The following is a 21,098-nucleotide window of genomic DNA, read 5'->3' on the forward strand; positions in this document are numbered from 1 at the left end:
TGATAATCTTGTTGACTATCAGTCTGACTCCACAAGCACCCACACGAATTGCTTGATTCAGTTGTTAAAGAGCGGTTGGTTAAGATCTTTCGTCTCAACCGAGGCGCGCATTCTACAGCGTCCTCTGTATCTGTCAAGCGGTTATTTTCAGAAGTTTTCAAAGTTTCCTTTGCAACTTCAACCACTTGCGCTTCCGATCTCTCGTTAGCGGGAGGCGAATTCTACAGCGTTGTCCGCTGCTGTCAACACCTCTTTTTCTCCGCTTTCGACCGAGAAGATCGAACCATCAATCAAGCGACAACACACTGCCTGACCAACTCCTTCTGGGCTTCGATGAACCGAAGCAACTCGCTGTCGAAAACTGCATAACTCTTTGTTTACCAAGGAGTTTTCCGTTTCGACTGCGCCGGAAGTGGGGCGAATTATAGACTTCCAGAATCTGCCGTCAACCCCTTATTTCAGCCTTATTCGGATTTAAGCGAAATCCGCGCAAATGCCTTCTTCCCGGCCTGGCAAACATGGGTAGCGCCCAGTACATATATAAAGGTGCGATCGACAACCTCACCATCTATACGAACACCGCCAGAATTCAGGAGATCACGCGCCATCGCCGAGTTCTTCACGAGGCCGGCTTTATTAAGGACAGCCGCGATCGGCATATCTTCGGTAGCAGTCAATTCGATTTCCGGCAGATCGTCCGGCAGCTCCCCGTCCTTCATACGGTTACCCGCCGCACGGTGAGCATTGGCTGCTGCCTCCTCACCATGGAAGCGTGCAACGATCTCTTCGGCCAGCTTGATCTTGATGTCACGCGGATTGGCACCCGCCTCGACATCAGCACGGAATGCATTGATCTCGTCCATAGAGCGGAAGCTGAGCAATTCGAAGTAACGCCACATCAGCGCATCCGGAATGGAAACCAGCTTGCCGTACATCACACCCGGCGCTTCCTGAATACCGACGTAGTTGCCCAACGATTTGGACATCTTCTTTACGCCATCCAGGCCTTCGAGCAACGGCATGGTCAGAATGCACTGAGCTTCCTGACCATAAGCACGTTGCAGCTCACGCCCCATCAGCAGGTTGAATTTCTGGTCGGTGCCGCCCAGCTCGACATCCGCGCGCAAGGCGACCGAGTCGTAACCCTGAACCAGCGGATAAAGGAACTCATGAATGGCAATGGGTTGATTGGTCGTATAGCGCTTATCGAAGTCGTCACGCTCGAGCATGCGCGCAACGGTGTACTGCGATGTCAGGCGAATGAAGTCGGCCGGCCCCATCTGGTCCATCCAGGTGGAGTTGAACGCCACTTCGGTTTTCGCCGGATCAAGAATCTTGAAGACTTGAGTCTTGTAGGTCTCGGCATTCTCGAGAACCTGCTCACGGGTAAGTGGTGGACGCGTTGCGCTCTTGCCGCTTGGATCACCGATCATCCCGGTGAAGTCACCTATAAGGAAGATCACCTGATGCCCCAGCTCCTGGAACTGACGCAGCTTATTAATAAGCACAGTGTGACCCAGGTGCAAATCCGGCGCGGTCGGATCGAAGCCTGCCTTAATACGCAGCGGCTGGCCACGCTTGAGCTTTTCGATCAGCTCGGACTCGACCAACAGTTCTTCCGCACCACGTTTGATCAGCGCTAGCTGCTCTTCAACCGACTTCATAACAGACCCGCAAGGCTCGAATTCAAAGGGAACCAACCATACAAGATCGCGCGTCAAATACAAAGTTTGGCCGGCGCAATGACGCCAATCCGCTGGCAGAGTGACCACGGACTTGCTTCAGAGATGATTTGGTTATATTTTATACAGTTATTTCATCTTCATCATGTCATTCATCTTTTCCAATTCATCTTTTTCAAAGTCAAAATTACCTATGACCAAAGAATCGTCTAAAGCGCCACCGCTTTACCCGAAGACCCACCTGCTCGCAGCAAGTGGCATCGCCGCCCTTCTGAGCCTGGCGCTTCTGGTATTTCCTTCCAGTGATGTAGAAGCCAAAAAGACGACTCTGAGTCTTGAACTGGAAAGCCCTGCTGAACAACTGACACAAGATCAAGACGCCGCCGAAGCGGCCCAAGCCACAAATGAGTCCGCAACGTCCCCTTTCGCGCAAATCGAAAACAGCGCCGAAGACACCCCGGAAACCGCTCAGGCCGCACCTGTGCCAGTGGTCGAGGAAAAGAAGGCACCCAACCACAGGGAAGTGATCGTCGCCAAAGGCGATACGCTTTCTACGCTGTTCGAAAAAGTCGGACTTCCAGCTGCGTCGGTGCATGAAGTACTGGCCAGCGACAAGCAAGCCAAGCAGTTCAGCCAGCTGAAACATGGCCAGAAACTCGAATTCGAATTGAGCCCTGAAGGCCAGCTGACCAACCTGCACAGCAAGGTCAGCGACCTCGAAAGCATCACGCTGACCAAGAATGACAAGGGTTACGTATTCAACAGAATCACCGCCAAGCCTACCGTGCGCTCAGCCTACGTTCATGGTGTGATCAACAGCTCGCTGTCACAATCTGCCGCTCGCGCCGGCCTGTCGCACAGCCTGACCATGGACATGGCCAGCGTGTTTGGCTATGACGTCGACTTCGCCCAGGATATTCGCCAGGGTGACGAGTTCGACGTGATCTACGAACAAAAGGTTGTCAACGGCAAGGCCGTCGGTAACGGGCCGATCCTCTCAGCGCGCTTCACCAACCGCGGCAAGACCTACACCGCCGTGCGCTACACCAACAAACAAGGCAACAGCAGCTACTACACTGCTGACGGCAACAGCATGCGCAAGGCGTTTATTCGTACACCGGTAGATTTCGCTCGCATCAGTTCCAAGTTTTCCATGGGTCGCAAGCACCCGATCCTGAACAAGATCCGCGCCCACAAAGGTGTCGACTACGCAGCTCCTCGCGGTACGCCAATCAAGGCTGCCGGCGACGGCAAAGTGTTGTTGGCCGGTCGCCGCGGCGGCTACGGCAACACCGTGATCATTCAGCACGGCAACACCTATCGCACACTGTATGGTCACATGCAGGGATTTGCCAAAGGCGTCCGGACTGGTAGTTCTGTAAAGCAGGGCCAAGTGATTGGATACATCGGTACCACCGGCCTGTCTACTGGCCCTCATTTGCACTACGAGTTCCAGGTCAATGGTGTGCACGTTGATCCGCTGGGTCAAAAGGTGGCGATGGCCGATCCGATTTCCAAAGCGGAACGCGCTCGCTTCCTCGCGCAGAGTCAGCCGCTGATGGCGCGCATGGACCAAGAGAAGTCCACCCAACTGGCTTCGAGCAAGCGCTAAGCCATGACGCTCTATATAGGTGTGATGTCCGGGACCAGCCTCGACGGCCTGGATATCGCACTGGTCGAGATAGCGCCAGCGATCAAGCTGATCGCCACGCACTACATTCCCATGCCTGACTCCCTGCGCAGCGAGCTGCTTGGCTTGTGCGCCAGTGGCCCGGACGAAATTGCCCGCTCAGCCATTGCCCAGCAGAATTGGGTAAAGCTGGCGGCGCAGGGCATTCATACCCTTCTTGATGAACAGAACCTGAAACCCGAAGACATTCGCGCGATTGGCAGCCACGGCCAGACCATTCGCCACGAACCGTCGCGCGGCTTCACGGTGCAAATCGGCAACCCCGCCCTGCTGACAGAATTGACCGGTATCACGGTAGTCAGCGACTTCCGCAGCCGCGATGTGGCGGCCGGCGGTCAAGGCGCCCCGCTGGTTCCGGCCTTCCACGAAGCCTTGTTTGAAGAACAGGCCGGCAACCGCGCGGTATTGAATGTTGGCGGTTTCAGCAACCTCAGCCTGATCGAGCCCGGCAAACCTGTGGCGGGCTTCGACTGCGGCCCGGGGAATGTGTTGCTGGACGCCTGGATTCATCAGCAACGTGGCGAAAACTTTGATCGCGACGGCCAATGGGCCGCCAGCGGCGAGATCGAACCTGTTCTGCTGAAAGCGCTGCTTGACGATCCGTTCTTCCTGACCAAAGGCCCGAAAAGCACGGGTCGCGAAGTGTTCAACCTGCCTTGGCTGACACAGCATTTATCAAAGCTGCCGCCCTTCGCCGCCGAAGACGTGCAAGCAACGCTGCTTGAACTGACCGCACTGACCATTACCGAATCGCTGCAAAGCGCTCAATCGGATACCCGGGAGTTGCTGGTTTGTGGCGGCGGCGCACACAACACCACATTGATGAAGCGGCTGGCCAGCCTGCTGCCTGACGCGACAGTCAGCAGCACAGCCACTCACGGCGTTGACCCCGACTGGGTAGAGGCCATGGCCTTCGCCTGGCTGGCCCACTGCTGCCTCGAAGGCATCGCCGCCAACCGCCCAAGCGTCACCGGTGCCCGCGGCCTGCGCATACTCGGCGCCATCTACCCCGCCTGAAGCAGAACCCCGGACAGCAAAACGCCGCATGACCCTGAGGTCATGCGGCGTTTGTTCATGCGGTGAAGCGCGATCAGATCGAGAACGAAGAGCCGCAGCCACACGTGGTGGTGGCGTTCGGGTTCTTGATGACGAAACGCGAACCTTCCAGACCTTCCTGGTAATCCACCTCGGCGCCTGCCAGGTACTGGAAGCTCATCGGATCGACGACCAGACTCACACCCTCGCGCTCGACGATGGTGTCGTCATCGGCCACTTCTTCATCGAAGGTAAAGCCGTACTGAAAACCTGAACAACCGCCGCCCGTAACAAATACGCGCAGCTTCAAGCGATCATTCCCCTCTTCATCGACCAGGCTCTTCACCTTGTGCGCGGCACCGTGGGTGAATTGCAAAGCCGTGGGGGTGAAGGATTCGACGCTCATGCTAACTATCTCCCGGCGTTACGCCGCCATAATGCGTGATGACGCGCATTATCCGCTTCTCCTAGAAAATTGGTCAACTATTGTTACGGTATATCAATAAACCCGATTGCCGGCAGGAAATGCAAAAAGGCCCGTTCGACGGGCCTTTTTACTGAGCGGGATAAACCTTACGGCAACATGCCGGCGTGGGACAGGCCCAGACGCTCATCCAGTCCAAACAGGATGTTCAGGTTCTGCACTGCCTGACCCGACGCGCCTTTGACCAGGTTATCGATTACCGACAACACCACCACCAGATCACCGTCCTGCGGACGATGCACGGCGATACGGCAGACGTTGGCACCGCGTACGCTGCGGGTTTCCGGATGGCTGCCTGCCGGCATCACATCAACGAACGGCTCGTTGGCATAACGCTTTTCAAACAGCGCCTGCAGATCCACCGAGCGATCCACGACCGTCGCATAGAGTGTCGAGTGGATGCCGCGAATCATCGGGGTCAGGTGCGGAACGAAAGTCAGCCCGACGTCCTTGCTTGCTGCGCGACGCAGACCCTGGCGAATTTCCGGCAAGTGACGGTGACCTTTGACGGCGTAGGCCTTCATGCTTTCCGATGTCTCGGAGTACAGCGAACCTACGGAAGCGCCACGACCGGCACCGCTGACGCCGGATTTGCAGTCAGCGATCAAGCGAGTGGTATCGGCCAGGCCGGCTTCGAGCAATGGCAGGAAGCCCAGTTGCGTAGCGGTCGGGTAGCAACCTGGCACGGCGATCAGGCGCGCCTGTTTGATTTGCTCGCGATTGACTTCCGGCAAGCCGTAGACCGCTTCTTCCAGCAGCTGCGGCGCACCGTGCGGCTGGCCGTACCACTTGGCCCATTCGTCAGCGTCTTGCAGACGGAAGTCTGCCGACAGGTCGATGACCTTGGTCCCGGCCGCCAGCAGTTCACCGGCCAGCGCATGGGCGACACCGTGAGGCGTGGCGAAGAACACCACGTCGCAGGCGCCCAGGGTCTTGATGTCCGGAACGCTGAAGGCCAGGCCATCGTAATGACCGCGCAGGTTCGGGTACATGTCAGCCACGGCCAGACCGGCCTCGGATCGGGAAGTGATCACCACCACTTCTGCCTGCGGATGCTGCGCCAACAGACGCAGCAGTTCGACACCGGTGTAACCCGTGCCGCCGACGATACCGACCTTGACCATAAACCTGCCCTCAACGAACCCACTGGAAAGCCGTCGATAATAGGGCCCGTATCGTCCTGCGACAACCGGCAAGGTGACGTGCGGACGCTCTACCCTCTACTATCTTCGCTACCGTGAACCTGGGAATAACTAAAAATGCTTTATCTGTGGCTCAAAGCGCTTCACATCATCAGCATGGTCTGCTGGTTTGCCGGCCTGTTTTACTTGCCGCGCCTGTTCGTCTATCACGCCCAAAGCGAAGACGCTGTCAGCAAAGAACGCTTCAGCCTGATGGAGCGCAAGCTGTACCGCGGCATCATGGGCCCGGCGATGATCGCCACGCTGATTTTCGGTATTGCACTGATTGCGCTGAACCCAAGCATATTCAGTCAAGGCGCCTGGATTCACGCCAAATTGACGCTGGTGGTCATCCTGATCGGCTACCACCACATGTGCGGCGCGCAGGTGAAACGTTTTGCCCGTGGCGAGAACACCCGCAGCCATGTCTTTTATCGCTGGTTCAATGAAGTGCCGGTTCTGATATTGCTGGCTATCGTAATTCTGGTCGTCGTTCGGCCGTTCTAACTTCAATCGGCACCACTCACCGGGGTACTTCCAATGTCGCTGCCCGCTTTGCTCGAACAACGTTTGCGCCTGCCCGTCGTGGCAGCGCCGATGTTCCTGATTTCCAATCCACAACTGGTACTCGCCTGCTGCCGTAATGGCGTAGTGGGCAGCTTTCCCGCGCTGAACCAGCGCGAGAGCAGCGGTTTCAAAGCCTGGCTGGAAGAAATCGAGGCTGGCCTGGCGACACTGGACAACCCCGCGCCCTATGCCGTGAACCTGATCGTCCACAACAGTAATCCGCGGCTGCAGGCGGACCTGGACATCTGCATCGAGCACAAGGTGCCGATCGTGATCACCAGCCTCGGCGCCGTGAAAGAACTGGTCGATGCCGTCCACGGTTATGGAGGCCTGGTCTTCCATGACGTAACGACCCGACGCCACGCAGAGAAAGCCGCCGAAGCGGGCGTTGATGGCTTGATTGCCGTGGCCGCGGGCGCCGGCGGACACGCGGGAACCTGGAGCCCGTTTTCGCTGATTGCCGAAATCCGCCAGTTCTTCGACAAGACGCTGCTGCTGGCCGGCTGCCTCAACCATGGCCACGAGATACTCGCGGCACAATTGCTCGGTGCGGATCTGGCCTACTTCGGTACACGATTTATCGGCACCGCTGAAAGTCATGCGCCTGACGCCTACAAAGAGATGCTGCTGAACGCCAGAGCGGCAGACATCATCCATACACCGGCCGTGTCGGGCGTACCGGCGAGTTTTATGCGTCAGAGCCTGGAAGCGGCCGGTTTCGACATGGCGGCGCTGCAAAACAAGGGCGAGGTCAATTTCGGCTCCAAGCTCAAGCCATTGAGCGATGAAGCCAAGGCCTGGAAAACCGTGTGGTCCGCCGGCCAGGGCGTCGGAGAAATCGATGATTTGCCGAGCGTGGATCAATTGGTCGCCCGGCTGGACGCTGAATACCGCAAGGCGCTGGAACTGGCGGCACAACTGCCGAAACGCTGGCCACGCTGACAGGAAAATTTGGCCAGCCATCCGCGGCTGGCCTTACACTCCGTGATCGCAGCACCTTAACTATTCAAACACTCGCGACAAGGATGCCTCGCAATGAGCGACAACCGTTTCAAGATCGTATTCGACGGCGCTCTGCTGCCGGGCGTTGAGATCACCACCGCCAAACTCAATCTGGCGGCGTTGTACAAAAGCGAAGTGGCGGCCATCGAACGGCTGTTCACCGGGCAGACCGTAACGCTCAAGCAAAACCTGTCGCAGACAGAGGCGCAAACCTACCTTCAGGCGCTGACGAAAACCGGCATCGATGCCCGTATCGAAGCCGAACCCTCGATTGAACTGAACCTGGACGATGTTCAACACCACGCCGCCGTAAGCAGCCAACCAGTATTCGCAGACCCCGAGTCTCCCTACGCACCGCCGCGGGCCACCGTTGGTGAAAGCTTGCCGCAGTTCGCCACGCTCAAGCCATTCAGCGTCGAAGGACGCATCGGCCGTTTGCGTTATCTTGCCTGGACCATGGTCCTGACGCTGGTCATGCTCGGTATCGGGTCGGTCGTGGCGATTTTCGCCATCGCCCTGATCAGCAGCGATTCCACCGCAGGCCTGATTGTCGGAGGCCTGGTGGCATTTTTCCTGTGCATCGCCATCGCAGTCGTCAGCATTCAGATCAGCGTTCAACGGCTGCACGACATTGGCTGGTCCGGCTGGCTCTGGTTGCTGAATCTCGTGCCATTCGTGGGCAGTTTCTTTCCGTTCGTGATCATGTGCGTGCCAGGCACCAACATCGCCAATCGCTACGGCCCTCCACCACCGCCGAACACCACGGCAGTCAAAGTGCTGTCTTCGCTGTGGGTCGTGGTCATTGCCCTCGGCTTTGTTGGTCTGTTGGCGGGTGGCTTCAGTGCAATCCAGCAAGAATACGAAAACGCGGCCGAAACCAGCTATGACAGCGGCTCGGTAACCACCGACGAAGTGGAAGCCGAGCCCGCCGAAGAGGCGGAACAAGTACCGGATTCCACAGACGATGAAGCCGAAGAAGCCCCGGCCCCTGTAGACTCTGCGAAAGAATGAACAGCGCTCCCCGCCCGTGACACCTGCGTCGCCGGCGCGGAGCCGTTGCGATGGAGAACTGCATGACCCGTTACGCTCTGATCACTGGCGCTTCCAGCGGCATCGGCCTGGCGATGGCCGAAGCGCTGGCCCGCCGTGGCCGCAGCCTGATTCTGGTGGCCCGACAACGTGATCAGCTGGAAAGTATTGCAATTGAACTGACCCAACGTTTTGGCGTGGAGGTGTTATTCCGCGCCTGCGACCTCGGCGAGCCACTGCGCCTGTCCGGGTTTCTGCTGGAACTGGAAGAAGGTGACCGGCAGATCGACCTGCTGGTGAACTGCGCCGGCATCGGCACCTGCGGCCCTTTCCTGGCGCAGGACTGGATGACCGAGCAAGACCTGATCGAAGTGAACATCCTGGCCCTGACCCGCCTGTGTCATGCCATCGGTAACAGCATGGCGTTGCAGGGTGGCGGACAGATCCTGAATGTCGCTTCGGTCGCGGCCTTCCATCCCGGCCCCTGGATGAGCACTTACTACGCCAGCAAAGCCTATGTGCTGCACTTCTCCGAAGGGTTGCGCGTCGAGCTGAAGAAATGCGCGGTCAAGGTTTCCGTACTCTGCCCCGGTCCGACCCGCACCGCGTTTTTCCGCACCGCGCAGTTGGACAGCGACAAACTGGTCCGAAGCAAACTGTTGATGAGCCCCGAGGAAGTCGCGCTGTATACGGTGCGGGCTCTGGAAAAGAATCGCGCCATCATTATTCCGGGCCGGCTGAACCGCTGGCTCGCTTTCCTGCCACGGCTTGGCTCACGCTGGTTGATCAGGACCCTCACAGGCATGGTCAACAAGGCCTATTGCCCGCGCTGATCAAGCTTCAGGGCAAAAGGCTGGGCGCGGGGATCACCCATGAGTACACTCAGGCCAGACCAAATAACGGAGAAAACAGCTGTGGATACTCTGTTCACCAAGATCATCAACCGGGAAATCCCGGCGAAGATCATTTACGAGGACGACCAGGTACTGGCCTTCCACGACATCGCCCCACAGGCACCGGTGCATTTTCTGGTGATCCCGAAGAAACCGGTGCGCACCCTCAACGACCTCACCGAGGACGACAAGGCATTGGCCGGGCATATCCTGTTCACTGCCCAGCGCCTGGCAAAGGAACTGGGTTGCGAGAAAGGTTTTCGCGTTGTCATGAACTGCAATGAAGAAGGCGGACAGACTGTTTACCACATTCATATGCACGTACTGGGTCAACGCCAGATGCATTGGCCGCCGGGTTGATTGCAGCTCTGCGGGTGTTTGTGGTGAGGGAGCTTTTGCTCCCGCGGGGCTGCGTAGCGGCCCTGAAACCTGAGCCCCCGACTTATCAGGAAAAACAAATCAGCCTTCATTGCGACTGCTTCGCAGTCGGACGGGAGCAAGTTCTCTCGCCACAGAAACCTGTCCCGCCACGCCCTTCATCCCGGCTCATGACCCAGCGCAAACCTTCCCTGGCCGATTGGGGTAAACTGGCCGCCGAGATTCTTCCCGGAGGTCAGCATGACTACCCAACGTCACTACTCGCCGATTGACCGTCTTCTGCTGCAAGCCGATGCTGCGATGCGTACCCTGCTGCCCTTCAGTGGCCAGCCGTACCGTCCGTCTCCCGCGATCGTGCAGCCGGAAACGCAAATGAGCGACGAAGACACCCGGCACGTTGCCGGTTTGATGCGTATCAACCACACCGGCGAAGTCTGCGCCCAGGCGCTGTATCAGGGTCAGGCCCTGACCGCCAAGTTGCCGCAGGTGCGCGCGGCCATGGAACATGCCGCTGAAGAAGAAATTGACCACCTGGTCTGGTGCGAGCAACGCATCAAGCAGTTGGGCAGCCACACCAGCATTCTCAATCCGCTGTTCTATGGCATGTCATTCGGGATTGGTGCGGTAGCCGGGTTGATCAGCGACAAGGTCAGCCTGGGGTTCGTTGCGGCAACGGAGCATCAGGTATGCAAGCATTTGAATGAACATCTTGAGCAGTTGCCGGCCGAGGACGAAAAGTCCCGGGCGATACTTGAGCAAATGCGGATTGATGAAGAGCACCATGCCGAAAGTGCGTTGGAGGCTGGGGGCTTTCGTTTTCCGGCGCCGGTGAAGTTCGGGATGAGCTTGATGGCCAAGGTGATGACCAAGAGTACTTATCGGATCTGATTTCAGATTTTTTGTAGGCGCAAGCTTGTTGCTCCTACAGGGGCAAGACACAAAAAAGGCGACTGCCGTGAGGTAGTCGCCTTTTTTTGTGTTCAAAGTCTTAGGTCGGCATGTTGCGCGCGTAGAAGATTTCGAGCATTTCGTGTTTCACACGGTCGGTCACTTGAGCACGCTGCTCAGGGGACAGGCTGTTGGTCGCATCACCGAACAGGTAGTTATCCAGTTCGAAGTTCTTCAACAGCATTTTGGTGTGGAACAGGTTTTCCTGGTACACGTTCACGTCGGTCATCTGGTACGCGTCGCGGGTGTCGTCGGAGAGGTAGTTCTGAATCGAGTTGATCTCGTGATCGATGAAGTGCTTGTTGCCTTCGACGTCACGGGTGAAACCGCGCACACGATAATCCACGGTCACAATGTCCGAATCGAACTGGTGAATCAGGAAGTTGAGCGCTTTGAGCGGTGAAATGACGCCACAGGTCGACACGTCAATGTCCACACGGAAGGTTGCAATGCCGTCGTCCGGATGGATTTCCGGGTAGGTGTGCACCGTGATGTGGCTCTTGTCGAGGTGGGCCAGGATAATCTCGGGCAACGGGCCCGGGGATTCTTCGATCTGGCTGTCGGTCGGGGTCACCGGCTCTTCAGAGATCAGAATCGTGACGCTGGCGCCTTGCGGATCGTAGTCCTGACTGGCGATGTTCAGGATGTTGGCACCAATGATATCGACAACTTCCGTGAGGATCTGCGTCAGGCGTTTCGCGTTGTACTCTTCATTGATGTACTCGACGTAAGCCTGCTGGTCTTGCGGGGTTTCCGCGTAGCAGATGTCATAGATGTTGAAGCTCAAGGTCTTTGTCAGGTTATTGAACCCGTGGAGCTTGAGTTTGCTTTTCACCGTTAAAAACTCTCTATGTATTGCGGCCCGGGCCGCGTGATCAAGCATGCCCGTCAGATGCGAACGACGCACCTGCGTAGGACGGTTAACACCTCTTCGCGATGGCGATTTTGGTTGTCTGTTCGGGCGAGCGGCCGGTCGGCTGACGGACCACTACCCTGAAAAAAGTGGCGCATTATGCAGACGTCAGCTTGGGATCGCCAGAGTCTGCACTGCTTTTATGATAGTTGAATGTCGATTCAACCGAGTTCGATGATTTCGTAGTCGTGGGTAATCGCAACACCGGCCGCGCCGAGCATGATCGACGCCGAGCAATACTTCTCGGCAGACAACTCGATGGCGCGTTTGACCTGGGCTTCTTTCAGCCCGCGGCCCTTGACCACGAAATGCATGTGGATCTTGGTGAAGACCTTCGGGTCCTCGGTCGCACGCTCGGCTTCGAGGAAGGCTTCGCAGCTTTCGACGGCCTGACGGGACTTCTTGAGAATGCTGACCACATCGAAATTGCTGCAACCGCCGACACCCAGCAGGAGCATTTCCATCGGCCGGACACCCAGGTTACGACCACCGGCATCGGGCGGACCGTCCATGACCACGACATGACCGCTGCCGGATTCGCCGAGGAACATGGCTTCGCCAGCCCATTGGATGCGTGCCTTCATCACCAAGACTCCACTGTCTAAAAAAGGGTCGCCAGCTTAGCACAGGGCCTTGGATTGACAGCGCTCGCCGTCCTAAGACATAACCACCGGCTTTGTAGGTAAATTCTCGAATATTGCAGGAAGTGTCTGGTAAGCTGGCGCCAATTCGCTGGCGCATAGCCAGCTTCGCTCCGACCTCAGTGCCTCATAAAAAAACCAAACACACCGTGCAGTCTTTTCGGGATACAACCATGGTTGCTATTGCCCCTACACCCAAAATCAAGAACGTCGACAAGCTGTTGATGCATTGCCAGCGCCGTCGTTATGCGGCCAAGAGCAACATCATTTGCGCCGGTGATCGCTCGGAGACGCTGTTCTTCATCATCAAAGGCTCGGTCACCATTCTGATCGAGGATGACGACGGCCGTGAAATGATCATCGCCTACCTGAACGCCGGGGACTTTTTCGGGGAGCTGGGTCTGTTTGAACAGGCCGGCCTGGAACAGGAGCGCAGCGCCTGGGTGCGCGCCAAGATCGAGTGCGAAGTCGCGGAAATCAGCTACGCGAAATTTCGCGAGTTGTCCCAGCAGGATCCAGACATTCTTTACGTACTCAGCGGACAAATCGCACAGCGCCTGCGCAACACCACACGCAAGGTCGGCGACCTCGCATTTTTCGACGTGACTGGCCGCGTTGCCCGTTGCCTGCTGGAATTGTGCAAACAGCCCGATGCGATGACCCACCCTGATGGCATGCAGATCAAGGTGACTCGTCAGGAAATCGGGCGGATTGTCGGGTGTTCCCGGGAAATGGTCGGTCGCGTGCTCAAAGACCTGGAAGAGCGCAACCTGGTCGACGTCAAAGGCAAGACCATGGTGGTCTTCGGTACGCGCTAAACCTTGAACATGTCTGCCAGCAACTGGCGATAGAGCGCGTCGATACGTTCCAATGCATCGGGCGCCGCAAACTTTTCATGCAAGGCGATGTGGCTCTCGGCACGAACCCGCTGTTCCAGACCGCACGCCTCGTTGAAGCGATTGACCGCCGCGACCATCGATTCGCGCTCGTTATCCAGCAACAAGGCGCCGTGCACCAACCCGACCGGTCGTGAACCACCCTTGCTCTGGCGCCAGCGCTGTGCGGTGCCGACCATCTTGCGTCCGTCGAGGTTGACGTTGAAGCGTCCGTCGCAAAACGCGCCGTCCACTTCGCCCAACGACGAAACGCCGCCCAGTTCATCCAGCAACTGACAGATCGGGCCGCAGAGTCGGCGATAGGCGCTTTCGATACGATTCTGGTCGCCCTCCCTGCGTGGCGGCGCGTAGACCAGCGCGATGTTGATGGTTGATGCCGATTGCGGCACTGGCTCGCCGCCGGTTTCGCGCAACAGTACTGGCCAGCCTGCAGCGGCAGATACCTCGCAGGCGGCTTCGAAGTTGGGCAGACGATTCAAGCGGCGTGGCATGACCAGCGCTTTGTCACTTGGCTGCCAGAACAGCAGACCGAATTCCGAGTCGCCGGTGCAGACTGAGGCCAATAGATCCTGTTCGGCCAGGAGACCAGCCTCGACAGTCAGTGAAGTCGGTTTGAACATGAACAACTCCTTAAGACATGAAGTCGTGGGGAATTGGAGCTCCCTTCGCGAGCAAGCCCGCTCTCACATTAGATCGGCGTTGTCTGTACGGCGCGGTCTGATGTGGGGGGCGGGCTTGCTCGCGAAAGGGGCGCCGCGGCTTGTCTATCTGTACTCAGTCGAGTGTAGAACCACTCACCGCCGTACCACGCTCTGGGAAGAACAGACGCTGCAGCTCGGTGCCCGGGCTTTCGGCGCGCATGAACGCTTCGCCCACCAGGAACGCATACACGTCGCTGATTTCCATCAGTTCGACATCGGCCCGATTGAGGATGCCGCTCTCAGTGATCACCAAACGATCGCGCGGAATCCGCGGCAACAGGTCCAGGGTGGTTTCGAGGCTGACGTCGAAGGTGTGCAGGTTGCGGTTGTTCACGCCGACCAGCGGCGTGTCGAGGGTTTTCAAGGCCCGCTCCAGCTCGTCGCCATCGTGGACTTCCACCAGCACATCGAGGCCGACGCTTTTCGCCACCGCCGCCAGCTCGGCCATCTTCACGTCGTCCAGCGCGGAAACGATCAACAGCACGCAGTCAGCGCCCAATGCACGGGCTTCGACGATCTGGTACGGATCGATCATGAAATCCTTGCGGATCACCGGCAGTTTGCACGCCGCCCGGGCCTGCTGCAGATACGCATCGGCGCCCTGGAAATAATCGATATCGGTGAGCACCGAGAGGCAGGTTGCGCCGCCCTTCTCGTAGCTTTTGGCGATGTCGGCAGGAACGAAGTTCTCGCGAATAACGCCTTTGCTTGGCGAAGCTTTCTTGATTTCAGCAATGACCGCCGGCTGTTTCAGCTTGGCCTGCGCGATCAATGCCTTGGCAAAACCACGGGGTGCATCGGCCGCCTTGGCCAGACTTTCCAGCTCCGCCAGACTCACGCGAGCGCTACGCTCGGCGACTTCCTGGACTTTGCGCGCCAGAATGTTTTCCAGAACCGTCGGTACACTCATCCCTCATTCTCCACTTTGAATACCGCGGTAAATGCACCCAACTCCTCAAGTTTTTCCCGGGCGAGGCCTGTGTGCAGCGCATCGTGCGCCAGGGCAACGCCTTCTTTCAAACTGCTTGCCAGGTCAGCGGCGTATAGCGCGGCACCGGCATTGAGCACGATCATCTCGGCAGCCTTCTGACCGCTCTCGGTCTTGCGTTTGCCGAGGGCATCGCGAATCAGCTCGAGCGAAGCGGCCGGGCTTTCCACCGCCAGGCCGTGCAGGCTCTGACTCTTCATGCCCAAATCTTCGGGTTCGACCCAATACTCGGTGATCTGGTCATTCTTCAATTCCGCCACGTAGGTCGGCGCGGCCAGGCTGAACTCGTCCAGGCCATCCTTCGAGTGCACCACCAACACGTGCTTGCTGCCCAAACGCTGCAAGACTTCAGCCAACGGCCGGCACAGCGCCTGGCTGAACACGCCCACCACCTGATGTTTCACGCCGGCCGGATTCGTAAGCGGGCCAAGCATGTTGAACAGGGTACGCAAACCAAGATCCTTGCGCGGACCGGCGGCGTACTTCATGGCACTGTGATGAGTCTGGGCAAACATGAAGCCGATGCCGACGTTGTCGATGCAGCGCGCTACCTGAACCGGGGTCAGGTTCAGGTAGATGCCCGCTGCTTCCAGCAGATCGGCGCTGCCGCTTTTGCCCGACACCGCACGGTTACCGTGCTTGGCCACGGTGCAACCGGCCGCGGCCACCACGAAGGAAGACGCCGTCGAGACGTTGAAAATGTTGGCCCCGTCACCGCCGGTGCCGACCACATCGACGACGCCGTCGAGGGTCTTGAGGTCGACCTTGTCCGCCAGCTCGCGCATGACCGACACGGCGCCGACGATCTCGTCGATGCTTTCGCTCTTCATGCGCATGGCCATCATGAACGCGCCGATCTGCGCATCCGAACACTGCCCGGTCATGATTTCGCGCATCACATCGCGCATCTCTTCGGTGCTGAGGTCGAGGTGATCGACGATTCGGCTCAGGGCTGTCTTGATATTCATGGGAAGTCCTTAGCGCGTGCCGCCGGTTTGTTTGAGGAAGTTGGCGAACAGCTCGTGGCCCTGCTCAGTCAGGATAGACTCAGGGTGGAACTGCACACCTTCGATGTTCAACGTCTTGTGACGCAGGCCCATGATTTCGTCGACCGAGCCGTCTTCAAGCTGGGTCCAGGCGGTCAGTTCCAGACAATCCGGCAGGGTTTCGCGCTTGACGATCAACGAGTGATAGCGCGTAACCGTCAGCGGATGATTCAGGCCTTCGAACACACCTTTGTCTTCGTGGAAAACCGGGCTGGTCTTGCCGTGCATCACCTGACGGGCGCGGACTACGTCGCCACCAAACGCCTGGCCGATGGACTGATGGCCGAGGCACACACCCAGAATCGGCAATTTGCCGCCAAAATGCTTGATCACGTCAATCGAGACACCGGCTTCGGTCGGCGTGCAAGGACCCGGTGAAACCACGATCCGCTCAGGATTGAGGGCTTCGATTTCGGCAATGGTGAGTTCATCGTTGCGCACGACTTTGACCTCGGCCCCGAGCTCGCCCAGGTACTGCACAACGTTGTAAGTAAAAGAGTCGTAGTTATCGATCATCAGCAACATGGCTTGAGAACCTCTTGAATTCACTGACTATAAAGACTGCCTTCGAATGAGCGACCCGCAGCGTCCAGCGCTTTGTCAGGCAAAGCGGCATGGCATACGGGGCACGTTCATCGGTCAGCTTTCCGGGGTTTGTTCAGCCAGGGCGACTGCACGGAACATTGCACGGCGCTTGTTCAGGGTTTCTTCCCATTCCAGCGCCGGCACCGAGTCGGCGACGATGCCGCCACCGGCCTGCACGTGCAGTTCGCCGTTCTTGATCACCGCGGTGCGAATGGCAATCGCGGTGTCCATGTTGCCGTTCCAGGCGAAGTAACCGACCGCGCCGCCGTAGACGCCACGCTTGACCGGTTCCAGTTCGTCGATGATTTCCATCGCGCGAATCTTCGGCGCGCCGGACAAGGTGCCCGCCGGCAGGATTGCCCGCAATGCGTCCATCGCCGTCAGCCCGGCCTTCAGTTGGCCAGTGACGTTGGACACGATGTGCATCACGTTGGAATAACGCTCGATGACCATTTTCTCGGTGAGTTTCACAGAACCGATTTCCGAGACGCGACCGGTGTCGTTACGACCCAGGTCGATCAGCATCAAGTGCTCGGCAATTTCCTTGTCGTCGGACAGCAGGTCTTTTTCCAGTGCAAGATCGGCTTCTTCGTTGGCCCCGCGCGGACGCGTGCCGGCGATCGGGCGCACGGTGATCAGGTTGTCCTCGACCCGCACCAGCACTTCCGGCGAACTGCCGACGACGTGGAAGTCGCCGAAGTTGAAGAAGTACATGTAAGGCGTCGGGTTGAAGCAGCGCAGCGCCCGGTACAAATCAATCGGCGCAGCCTTGAAGTCGATCGACATGCGCTGGGACGGCACGACCTGCATGCAGTCACCGGCCAGGATGTATTCCTTGATGGTGTCGACGGCTTTTTCGTAATCGTCCTGGGTGAAACTGGAGCGGAACACTGGATCAGCCGATTGCTGCTTGCTGAAATCCAGGCCGCGGCGTGGGGTGATCGGCTGGCGGAGTTTTTCCAGCAGCTCTTCCAGGCGCGCCTGACCTTGCTCGAAGGCATCGTCCTGCGACGGGTCGGCCAGGACAATCGCGTGCATCTTGCCGGCGAGGTTGTCGAACACCACCACCGCATCGGACACCATCAGCAGAATGTCCGGTACGCCCAGCGGATCCGGGTTCGGGCACTTGCCCAGACGCTTCTCCACATAACGCACGCAGTCGTAGCCGAAGTAACCCACCAGGCCACCGTTGAAGCGCGGCAGGCCGGCGATGGTCGGTACGTTGTAGCGGTCCTTGAACTCTTCAACGAAGGCCAGCGGATCTTCCGCCTCATGGCTTTCGATCTCGACGCCATCATGGGTCACGCTGACGTGATGGTCATGAACCCGCAGCACGGTGCGGCACGGCAGGCCGATGATCGAGTAACGGCCCCATTTCTCCCCGCCCTGCACCGATTCGAGCAGGTAGGAATTGGGTTCGTCAGCCAGTTTCAGGTAGATCGACAGCGGCGTGTCGAAGTCGGCCAGGGTTTCGCAGGCAAGCGGGATGCGGTTATAGCCAGCAGCGGCCAAACGCAGGAATTCTTCGCGGATCATGGGGTAGCCTCGTGGCTTGAGGTGCTAACAGTCAGGTATGCAAACGCGCCGGTAAACCGGCCAGGAACAAGTCAGGCGCGCCAACGCCAGCGGGCCAGGGCCTTGATGACTTTCATCCAGAGTTTGCGAGTGACCACCACGATGGCGTTTCCAGAAGGGGGTTGAACAGCGTCGGCCAACGTTATCTCAGCGGCCGGATCCAGGCAACCGGGAATTAGCTTGCGCAGGTCGTCGATGACCAGCGCCGGTGACTCTTCGGCAATCGGCCGGCCATGGTTGTAGCCGTAACTGAGCGCCACACATTTGACCCCCGCCGCTTTCGCCGCCAGCACATCGCTGCGCGAGTCACCGACGAACAACGATTGCGACGCCGGAATGTTGGCCATTTTCATCACGAAAAACAGCGCGGCCGGGTCGGGTTTCTTCTGCGGCAGGGTGTCGCCGCCGATGATCCATTTGAAATAGCGGCCGATCTTCATCTGATCCAGCAACGGCGCGACGAAGCGCTCCGGCTTGTTGGTGATCAGGGCCATTTCCACGCCTTGTTTGTTCAGCCACTTGAGGGTGTCACGCACGCCGGGGTAAACCACCGTCAGGTCGTGACCGTCCTCATAAAAGCCGTTGAACAATTCCAGGGCATGTTCGGCTTCGACCTCATCGACACCCTCGGCGTCGATGTGATTGGCCAGGGCCCGGCGCACCAGCATCTGCACGCCGTTACCGACCCAGTCACGCACCGATTCGATGCCGACAGGCCGACGCCCGAGATTGAGCAGCATGTTATCCACCGCCGCGGCGAGGTCTGGGACCGAATCGACCAGCGTGCCGTCCAGATCGAACATCACCAGCCGTGGCAGACGCCCCGGGAACAGCTGCTCAAAGCCGCTCATGGGCGGGCCAGCGCCAGTTCGGAACGCATCTTCTCGATGACTTCCTGGTAGTTCGGCGCATTGAAGATCGCCGAGCCGGCCACGAAGGTGTCAGCGCCAGCCGCCGCGATTTCACGAATGTTGTTCACGTTCACGCCGCCGTCGATTTCCAGGCGGATGTCACGGCCCGAGGCATCGATCAATGCACGAGCTTCGCGCAGTTTGTCGAGGGTGCCGGGGATGAATTTCTGCCCGCCGAAGCCCGGGTTGACGCTCATCAGCAGAATCATGTCGACCTTGTCCATCACGTACTTGAGCACGTCCAGCGGGGTCGCCGGGTTGAACACCAGGCCCGACTTGCAGCCGCCCTCGCGGATCAGTTGCAGGGAACGGTCGACGTGCTGCGTCGCCTCCGGGTGGAAGGTGATGTAGGTCGCGCCGGCTTCGATGAAGTCACCGACGATGCGGTCCACCGGGCTGACCATCAGGTGCGCGTCGATCGGCGCGGTCACGCCGTACTTGCGCAGTGCGGCGCAGACCATCGGGCCGATGGTCAGGTTCGGCACGTAGTGGTTGTCCATGACATCGAAGTGCACGAAGTCGGCGCCGGCGGCCAGAACGTTGTCCACTTCCTCCCCCAGGCGGGCGAAGTCGGCGGAGAGAATCGACGGAGCAATTACGAAGGGCTGCATGACGCACCTTTTCTGAGCAGAATCACGATGGCGCGCATTGTATACCTCATGCTTTGACGCGCGCACCGTGACGCGATAATCAGTAAGCCGCGCGGTAGATCTTCTCGATATCAATCGCGCTAAATTTGCGCGGATTATTGCGCATCAGCCGCTCGATCCCCGCCGCTTCCACGGCCATGGCCGGGATCGCATCCTCGGGGACGCCGAAACTGCGCAGGCCCGGCGGGATTTCCACGGCGGCGCACAATGCGGTCATCGCCTCGACGGCTTTGTCCGCGGCGTCATTGGCGCTCAGATGAGCGGTCTTCACCCCCATGGCTTCGGCAATATCCTGCATGCGCTCGACGCAGGCCATTTTGTTCCAGGTCATGACATACGGCAGCAACAAGGCGTTACTGACACCGTGGGCGATGTTGAAACGACCGCCCAGCGGATACGCCAGCGCATGCACCGCGCCGACGCCGGCATTGCCGAATGCCATCCCCGCCATCAGGCTGGCGGTGGCCATGTCCTCGCGCGCCTGCAGATTGGAGGGGTTCGCGTAGGCCTTGGGTAACGCTTTGGTGATCAACTTGATCGCGCCGATGGCCAGTGCGTCGGTAATGGCTGAAGCATTGAGGGACAAATAAGACTCGATGGCGTGCACCAGCGCGTCGACGCCACTGGCGGCGGTGACGCTGCGCGGGCATGTCAGGGTCATTTGCGGGCTGACCAGCGCCACGTCCGGCAACAGATAGTCGCTGACGATGCCCTTTTTCAACTGCGCAACCTTGTCGGAAAGGATCGCGACGTTGGTCACTTCCGAGCCGGTGCCGGCGGTAGTCGGGATGGCGATCAGCGGTGGGCCTTTGCGTGGCACCTGGTCGATGCCGAACAGATCTTCCAGCTCGCCGTGGTAACCGGCGTAGGCCGCGACGCTTTTGGCAATGTCGATCGCACTGCCGCCGCCCAGACCGATCAGCCCGTCATGCCCGCCTTCACGGTAAACGCGCATGCAGTCTTCGACGATGGCGATTTCCGGGTCCGGCAACACACGGTCGAAAATCTCGTAGCTCCGATCACCCAGCTGGGCCAGCGCCAGCGCGACCGTACCGGACTTGACGAGCGCGGCGTCGGTGACGATCAGCGGGTTGTCGATATCCAGGCGCGTGAGTTCGGCGGACAGTTGCTCGATGGCAGCCGCGCCGGTGATCAGTTTGTGGGCGATTTTGAAAGAGGAAAGACTCATCGTGCGCAGCCTCTTATAGATAGGGGAGCTGGGCACAATAGTAGCTGGGGATTGGGGTTTGTCTGCTATTCAGCAGATGAATGAATAGAGATCCCGAAACCATACAAATCAAAC

The 21,098-nt window shown here is 58.7% G+C and carries 22 protein-coding genes; 9 read left to right on the forward strand and 13 right to left on the reverse strand.

What is annotated here, in order from left to right; translation table 11 throughout:
• Positions 1 to 464: 464 nt before the first annotated feature.
• Entirely contained in the window at positions 465 to 1,664 is a 1,200-nt protein-coding gene (tyrS, locus tag ACM1ZW_RS05940; RefSeq protein ID WP_414884048.1) for a tyrosine--tRNA ligase, read from the reverse strand.
• Positions 1,665 to 1,875: 211 nt separating this feature from the next.
• On the opposite strand from tyrS, the gene ACM1ZW_RS05945 reads away from it, so the two are divergent.
• Both ACM1ZW_RS05945 and ACM1ZW_RS05950 read left to right on the forward strand, forming a co-directional pair.
• A complete protein-coding gene (locus ACM1ZW_RS05945) occupies positions 1,876 to 3,294 on the forward strand; it encodes a peptidoglycan DD-metalloendopeptidase family protein (RefSeq protein ID WP_414884045.1) in 1,419 nt (472 codons plus the stop codon).
• Positions 3,295 to 3,297: 3 nt separating this feature from the next.
• Positions 3,298 to 4,389 (forward strand): anhydro-N-acetylmuramic acid kinase, encoded by a 1,092-nt coding sequence (locus ACM1ZW_RS05950; protein ID WP_414879254.1) that lies wholly within the window; start codon positions 3,298 to 3,300, stop codon positions 4,387 to 4,389.
• 73 nt (positions 4,390 to 4,462) lie between these two features.
• Here the strand turns inward: ACM1ZW_RS05950 and erpA are convergent, their stop codons facing one another.
• Both erpA and argC read right to left on the reverse strand, forming a co-directional pair.
• Positions 4,463 to 4,813, reverse strand: coding sequence for an iron-sulfur cluster insertion protein ErpA (gene erpA, locus ACM1ZW_RS05955; protein WP_007906865.1), 351 nt, complete (start codon positions 4,811 to 4,813; stop codon positions 4,463 to 4,465).
• 167 nt (positions 4,814 to 4,980) lie between these two features.
• Positions 4,981 to 6,015, reverse strand: coding sequence for an N-acetyl-gamma-glutamyl-phosphate reductase (gene argC / locus ACM1ZW_RS05960; protein ID WP_416740305.1), 1,035 nt, complete (start codon positions 6,013 to 6,015; stop codon positions 4,981 to 4,983).
• 135 nt (positions 6,016 to 6,150) lie between these two features.
• Here argC and hemJ point away from each other — a divergent pair, with 135 nt between their 5' ends.
• The 6 genes from hemJ (at position 6,151) to coq7 (ending at position 10,829) form a co-directional block, all read left to right on the forward strand.
• The gene (hemJ, locus tag ACM1ZW_RS05965; RefSeq protein ID WP_017341087.1) at positions 6,151 to 6,579 is read left to right on the forward strand and encodes a protoporphyrinogen oxidase HemJ; all 429 of its coding nucleotides are present in this window, start codon (positions 6,151 to 6,153) and stop codon (positions 6,577 to 6,579) included.
• Positions 6,580 to 6,612: 33 nt separating this feature from the next.
• Positions 6,613 to 7,581, forward strand: a complete 969-nt coding sequence (locus ACM1ZW_RS05970) for an NAD(P)H-dependent flavin oxidoreductase (protein WP_017341088.1) — start codon at positions 6,613 to 6,615, stop codon at positions 7,579 to 7,581.
• Positions 7,582 to 7,674: 93 nt separating this feature from the next.
• Positions 7,675 to 8,652: a DUF805 domain-containing protein gene (locus ACM1ZW_RS05975; RefSeq protein ID WP_017341089.1), complete on the forward strand. Its 978-nt coding sequence runs from the start codon at positions 7,675 to 7,677 to the stop codon at positions 8,650 to 8,652.
• Positions 8,653 to 8,714: 62 nt separating this feature from the next.
• Positions 8,715 to 9,503: an SDR family NAD(P)-dependent oxidoreductase gene (locus ACM1ZW_RS05980; RefSeq protein WP_017341090.1), complete on the forward strand. Its 789-nt coding sequence runs from the start codon at positions 8,715 to 8,717 to the stop codon at positions 9,501 to 9,503.
• 81 nt (positions 9,504 to 9,584) lie between these two features.
• Positions 9,585 to 9,923: a histidine triad nucleotide-binding protein gene (locus tag ACM1ZW_RS05985; RefSeq protein WP_017341091.1), complete on the forward strand. Its 339-nt coding sequence runs from the start codon at positions 9,585 to 9,587 to the stop codon at positions 9,921 to 9,923.
• Between the two features lie 258 nt (positions 9,924 to 10,181).
• Positions 10,182 to 10,829 (forward strand): 2-polyprenyl-3-methyl-6-methoxy-1,4-benzoquinone monooxygenase, encoded by a 648-nt coding sequence (gene coq7 / locus ACM1ZW_RS05990; RefSeq protein WP_017341092.1) that lies wholly within the window; start codon positions 10,182 to 10,184, stop codon positions 10,827 to 10,829.
• 100 nt (positions 10,830 to 10,929) lie between these two features.
• Here the strand turns inward: coq7 and speD are convergent, their stop codons facing one another.
• Entirely contained in the window at positions 10,930 to 11,724 is a 795-nt protein-coding gene (speD, locus tag ACM1ZW_RS05995) for an adenosylmethionine decarboxylase (RefSeq protein ID WP_017341093.1), read from the reverse strand.
• 239 nt (positions 11,725 to 11,963) lie between these two features.
• Positions 11,964 to 12,386: an OsmC family protein gene (locus ACM1ZW_RS06000; protein ID WP_007941657.1), complete on the reverse strand. Its 423-nt coding sequence runs from the start codon at positions 12,384 to 12,386 to the stop codon at positions 11,964 to 11,966.
• Between the two features lie 230 nt (positions 12,387 to 12,616).
• Between ACM1ZW_RS06000 and crp the strand changes: the two genes are divergently transcribed.
• A complete protein-coding gene (crp, locus tag ACM1ZW_RS06005) occupies positions 12,617 to 13,261 on the forward strand; it encodes a cAMP-activated global transcriptional regulator CRP (protein WP_017341094.1) in 645 nt (214 codons plus the stop codon).
• On the opposite strand, the gene ACM1ZW_RS06010 is transcribed toward crp, so the two are convergent.
• The 8 genes from ACM1ZW_RS06010 to ACM1ZW_RS06045 form a co-directional block, all read right to left on the reverse strand.
• Positions 13,258 to 13,959, reverse strand: a complete 702-nt coding sequence (locus tag ACM1ZW_RS06010; RefSeq protein WP_416740306.1) for a lipoate--protein ligase family protein — start codon at positions 13,957 to 13,959, stop codon at positions 13,258 to 13,260. The genes crp and ACM1ZW_RS06010 overlap by 4 nt on opposite strands.
• A 154-nt stretch (positions 13,960 to 14,113) precedes the next feature.
• Positions 14,114 to 14,950, reverse strand: coding sequence for an indole-3-glycerol phosphate synthase TrpC (gene trpC, locus ACM1ZW_RS06015; protein ID WP_017341096.1), 837 nt, complete (start codon positions 14,948 to 14,950; stop codon positions 14,114 to 14,116).
• Positions 14,947 to 15,996 carry an anthranilate phosphoribosyltransferase gene (gene trpD, locus ACM1ZW_RS06020; protein WP_017341097.1) on the reverse strand — a complete coding sequence of 350 codons (1,050 nt, stop codon included), beginning with the start codon at positions 15,994 to 15,996 and terminating at the stop codon, positions 14,947 to 14,949. The genes trpC and trpD overlap by 4 nt, the downstream gene beginning before the upstream one ends.
• Before the next feature lie 9 nt (positions 15,997 to 16,005).
• A complete protein-coding gene (locus ACM1ZW_RS06025; protein ID WP_150634269.1) occupies positions 16,006 to 16,599 on the reverse strand; it encodes an aminodeoxychorismate/anthranilate synthase component II in 594 nt (197 codons plus the stop codon).
• A 114-nt stretch (positions 16,600 to 16,713) separates the two neighbouring features.
• Positions 16,714 to 18,195: an anthranilate synthase component I gene (gene trpE / locus ACM1ZW_RS06030; RefSeq protein WP_416740307.1), complete on the reverse strand. Its 1,482-nt coding sequence runs from the start codon at positions 18,193 to 18,195 to the stop codon at positions 16,714 to 16,716.
• A gap of 71 nt (positions 18,196 to 18,266) precedes the next feature.
• Positions 18,267 to 19,085 (reverse strand): phosphoglycolate phosphatase, encoded by an 819-nt coding sequence (locus ACM1ZW_RS06035; protein WP_017341100.1) that lies wholly within the window; start codon positions 19,083 to 19,085, stop codon positions 18,267 to 18,269.
• A complete protein-coding gene (gene rpe, locus ACM1ZW_RS06040; RefSeq protein WP_008035979.1) occupies positions 19,082 to 19,756 on the reverse strand; it encodes a ribulose-phosphate 3-epimerase in 675 nt (224 codons plus the stop codon). Before rpe ends, ACM1ZW_RS06035 begins: the two co-directional genes overlap by 4 nt.
• Before the next feature lie 79 nt (positions 19,757 to 19,835).
• On the reverse strand, positions 19,836 to 20,984 hold the full coding sequence (locus ACM1ZW_RS06045; RefSeq protein WP_416740308.1) for an iron-containing alcohol dehydrogenase: 1,149 nt from the start codon (positions 20,982 to 20,984) through the stop codon (positions 19,836 to 19,838).
• Between the last annotated feature and the right edge of the window lie 114 nt (positions 20,985 to 21,098).

The organism is Pseudomonas sp. NFX71 (assembly GCF_048079215.1).
Taxonomy (GTDB): domain Bacteria; phylum Pseudomonadota; class Gammaproteobacteria; order Pseudomonadales; family Pseudomonadaceae; genus Aquipseudomonas; species Aquipseudomonas fluorescens_B.

Excerpts from the sequence above, each read along its gene's own strand:
- crp (WP_017341094.1), top strand. The coding sequence starts at position 12,617 with ATGGTTGCTATTGCCCCTACACCCAAAATCAAGAACGTCGACAAGCTG.
- ACM1ZW_RS06025 (WP_150634269.1), bottom strand. The coding sequence starts at position 16,599 with ATGTTGCTGATGATCGATAACTACGACTCTTTTACTTACAACGTTGTG.
- ACM1ZW_RS06045 (WP_416740308.1), bottom strand. The coding sequence starts at position 20,984 with ATGAGTCTTTCCTCTTTCAAAATCGCCCACAAACTGATCACCGGCGCG.
- coq7 (WP_017341092.1), top strand. The coding sequence starts at position 10,182 with ATGACTACCCAACGTCACTACTCGCCGATTGACCGTCTTCTGCTGCAA.
- hemJ (WP_017341087.1), top strand. The coding sequence starts at position 6,151 with ATGCTTTATCTGTGGCTCAAAGCGCTTCACATCATCAGCATGGTCTGC.
- ACM1ZW_RS05975 (WP_017341089.1), top strand. The coding sequence starts at position 7,675 with ATGAGCGACAACCGTTTCAAGATCGTATTCGACGGCGCTCTGCTGCCG.
- ACM1ZW_RS05945 (WP_414884045.1), top strand. The coding sequence starts at position 1,876 with ATGACCAAAGAATCGTCTAAAGCGCCACCGCTTTACCCGAAGACCCAC.
- rpe (WP_008035979.1), bottom strand. The coding sequence starts at position 19,756 with ATGCAGCCCTTCGTAATTGCTCCGTCGATTCTCTCCGCCGACTTCGCC.
- ACM1ZW_RS05980 (WP_017341090.1), top strand. The coding sequence starts at position 8,715 with ATGACCCGTTACGCTCTGATCACTGGCGCTTCCAGCGGCATCGGCCTG.
- trpD (WP_017341097.1), bottom strand. The coding sequence starts at position 15,996 with ATGAATATCAAGACAGCCCTGAGCCGAATCGTCGATCACCTCGACCTC.
- ACM1ZW_RS06010 (WP_416740306.1), bottom strand. The coding sequence starts at position 13,959 with ATGTTCAAACCGACTTCACTGACTGTCGAGGCTGGTCTCCTGGCCGAA.
- ACM1ZW_RS06035 (WP_017341100.1), bottom strand. The coding sequence starts at position 19,085 with ATGAGCGGCTTTGAGCAGCTGTTCCCGGGGCGTCTGCCACGGCTGGTG.
- tyrS (WP_414884048.1), bottom strand. The coding sequence starts at position 1,664 with ATGAAGTCGGTTGAAGAGCAGCTAGCGCTGATCAAACGTGGTGCGGAA.
- ACM1ZW_RS06000 (WP_007941657.1), bottom strand. The coding sequence starts at position 12,386 with ATGAAGGCACGCATCCAATGGGCTGGCGAAGCCATGTTCCTCGGCGAA.
- argC (WP_416740305.1), bottom strand. The coding sequence starts at position 6,015 with ATGGTCAAGGTCGGTATCGTCGGCGGCACGGGTTACACCGGTGTCGAA.
- trpC (WP_017341096.1), bottom strand. The coding sequence starts at position 14,950 with ATGAGTGTACCGACGGTTCTGGAAAACATTCTGGCGCGCAAAGTCCAG.
- trpE (WP_416740307.1), bottom strand. The coding sequence starts at position 18,195 with ATGATCCGCGAAGAATTCCTGCGTTTGGCCGCTGCTGGCTATAACCGC.
- erpA (WP_007906865.1), bottom strand. The coding sequence starts at position 4,813 with ATGAGCGTCGAATCCTTCACCCCCACGGCTTTGCAATTCACCCACGGT.
- ACM1ZW_RS05970 (WP_017341088.1), top strand. The coding sequence starts at position 6,613 with ATGTCGCTGCCCGCTTTGCTCGAACAACGTTTGCGCCTGCCCGTCGTG.
- ACM1ZW_RS05950 (WP_414879254.1), top strand. The coding sequence starts at position 3,298 with ATGACGCTCTATATAGGTGTGATGTCCGGGACCAGCCTCGACGGCCTG.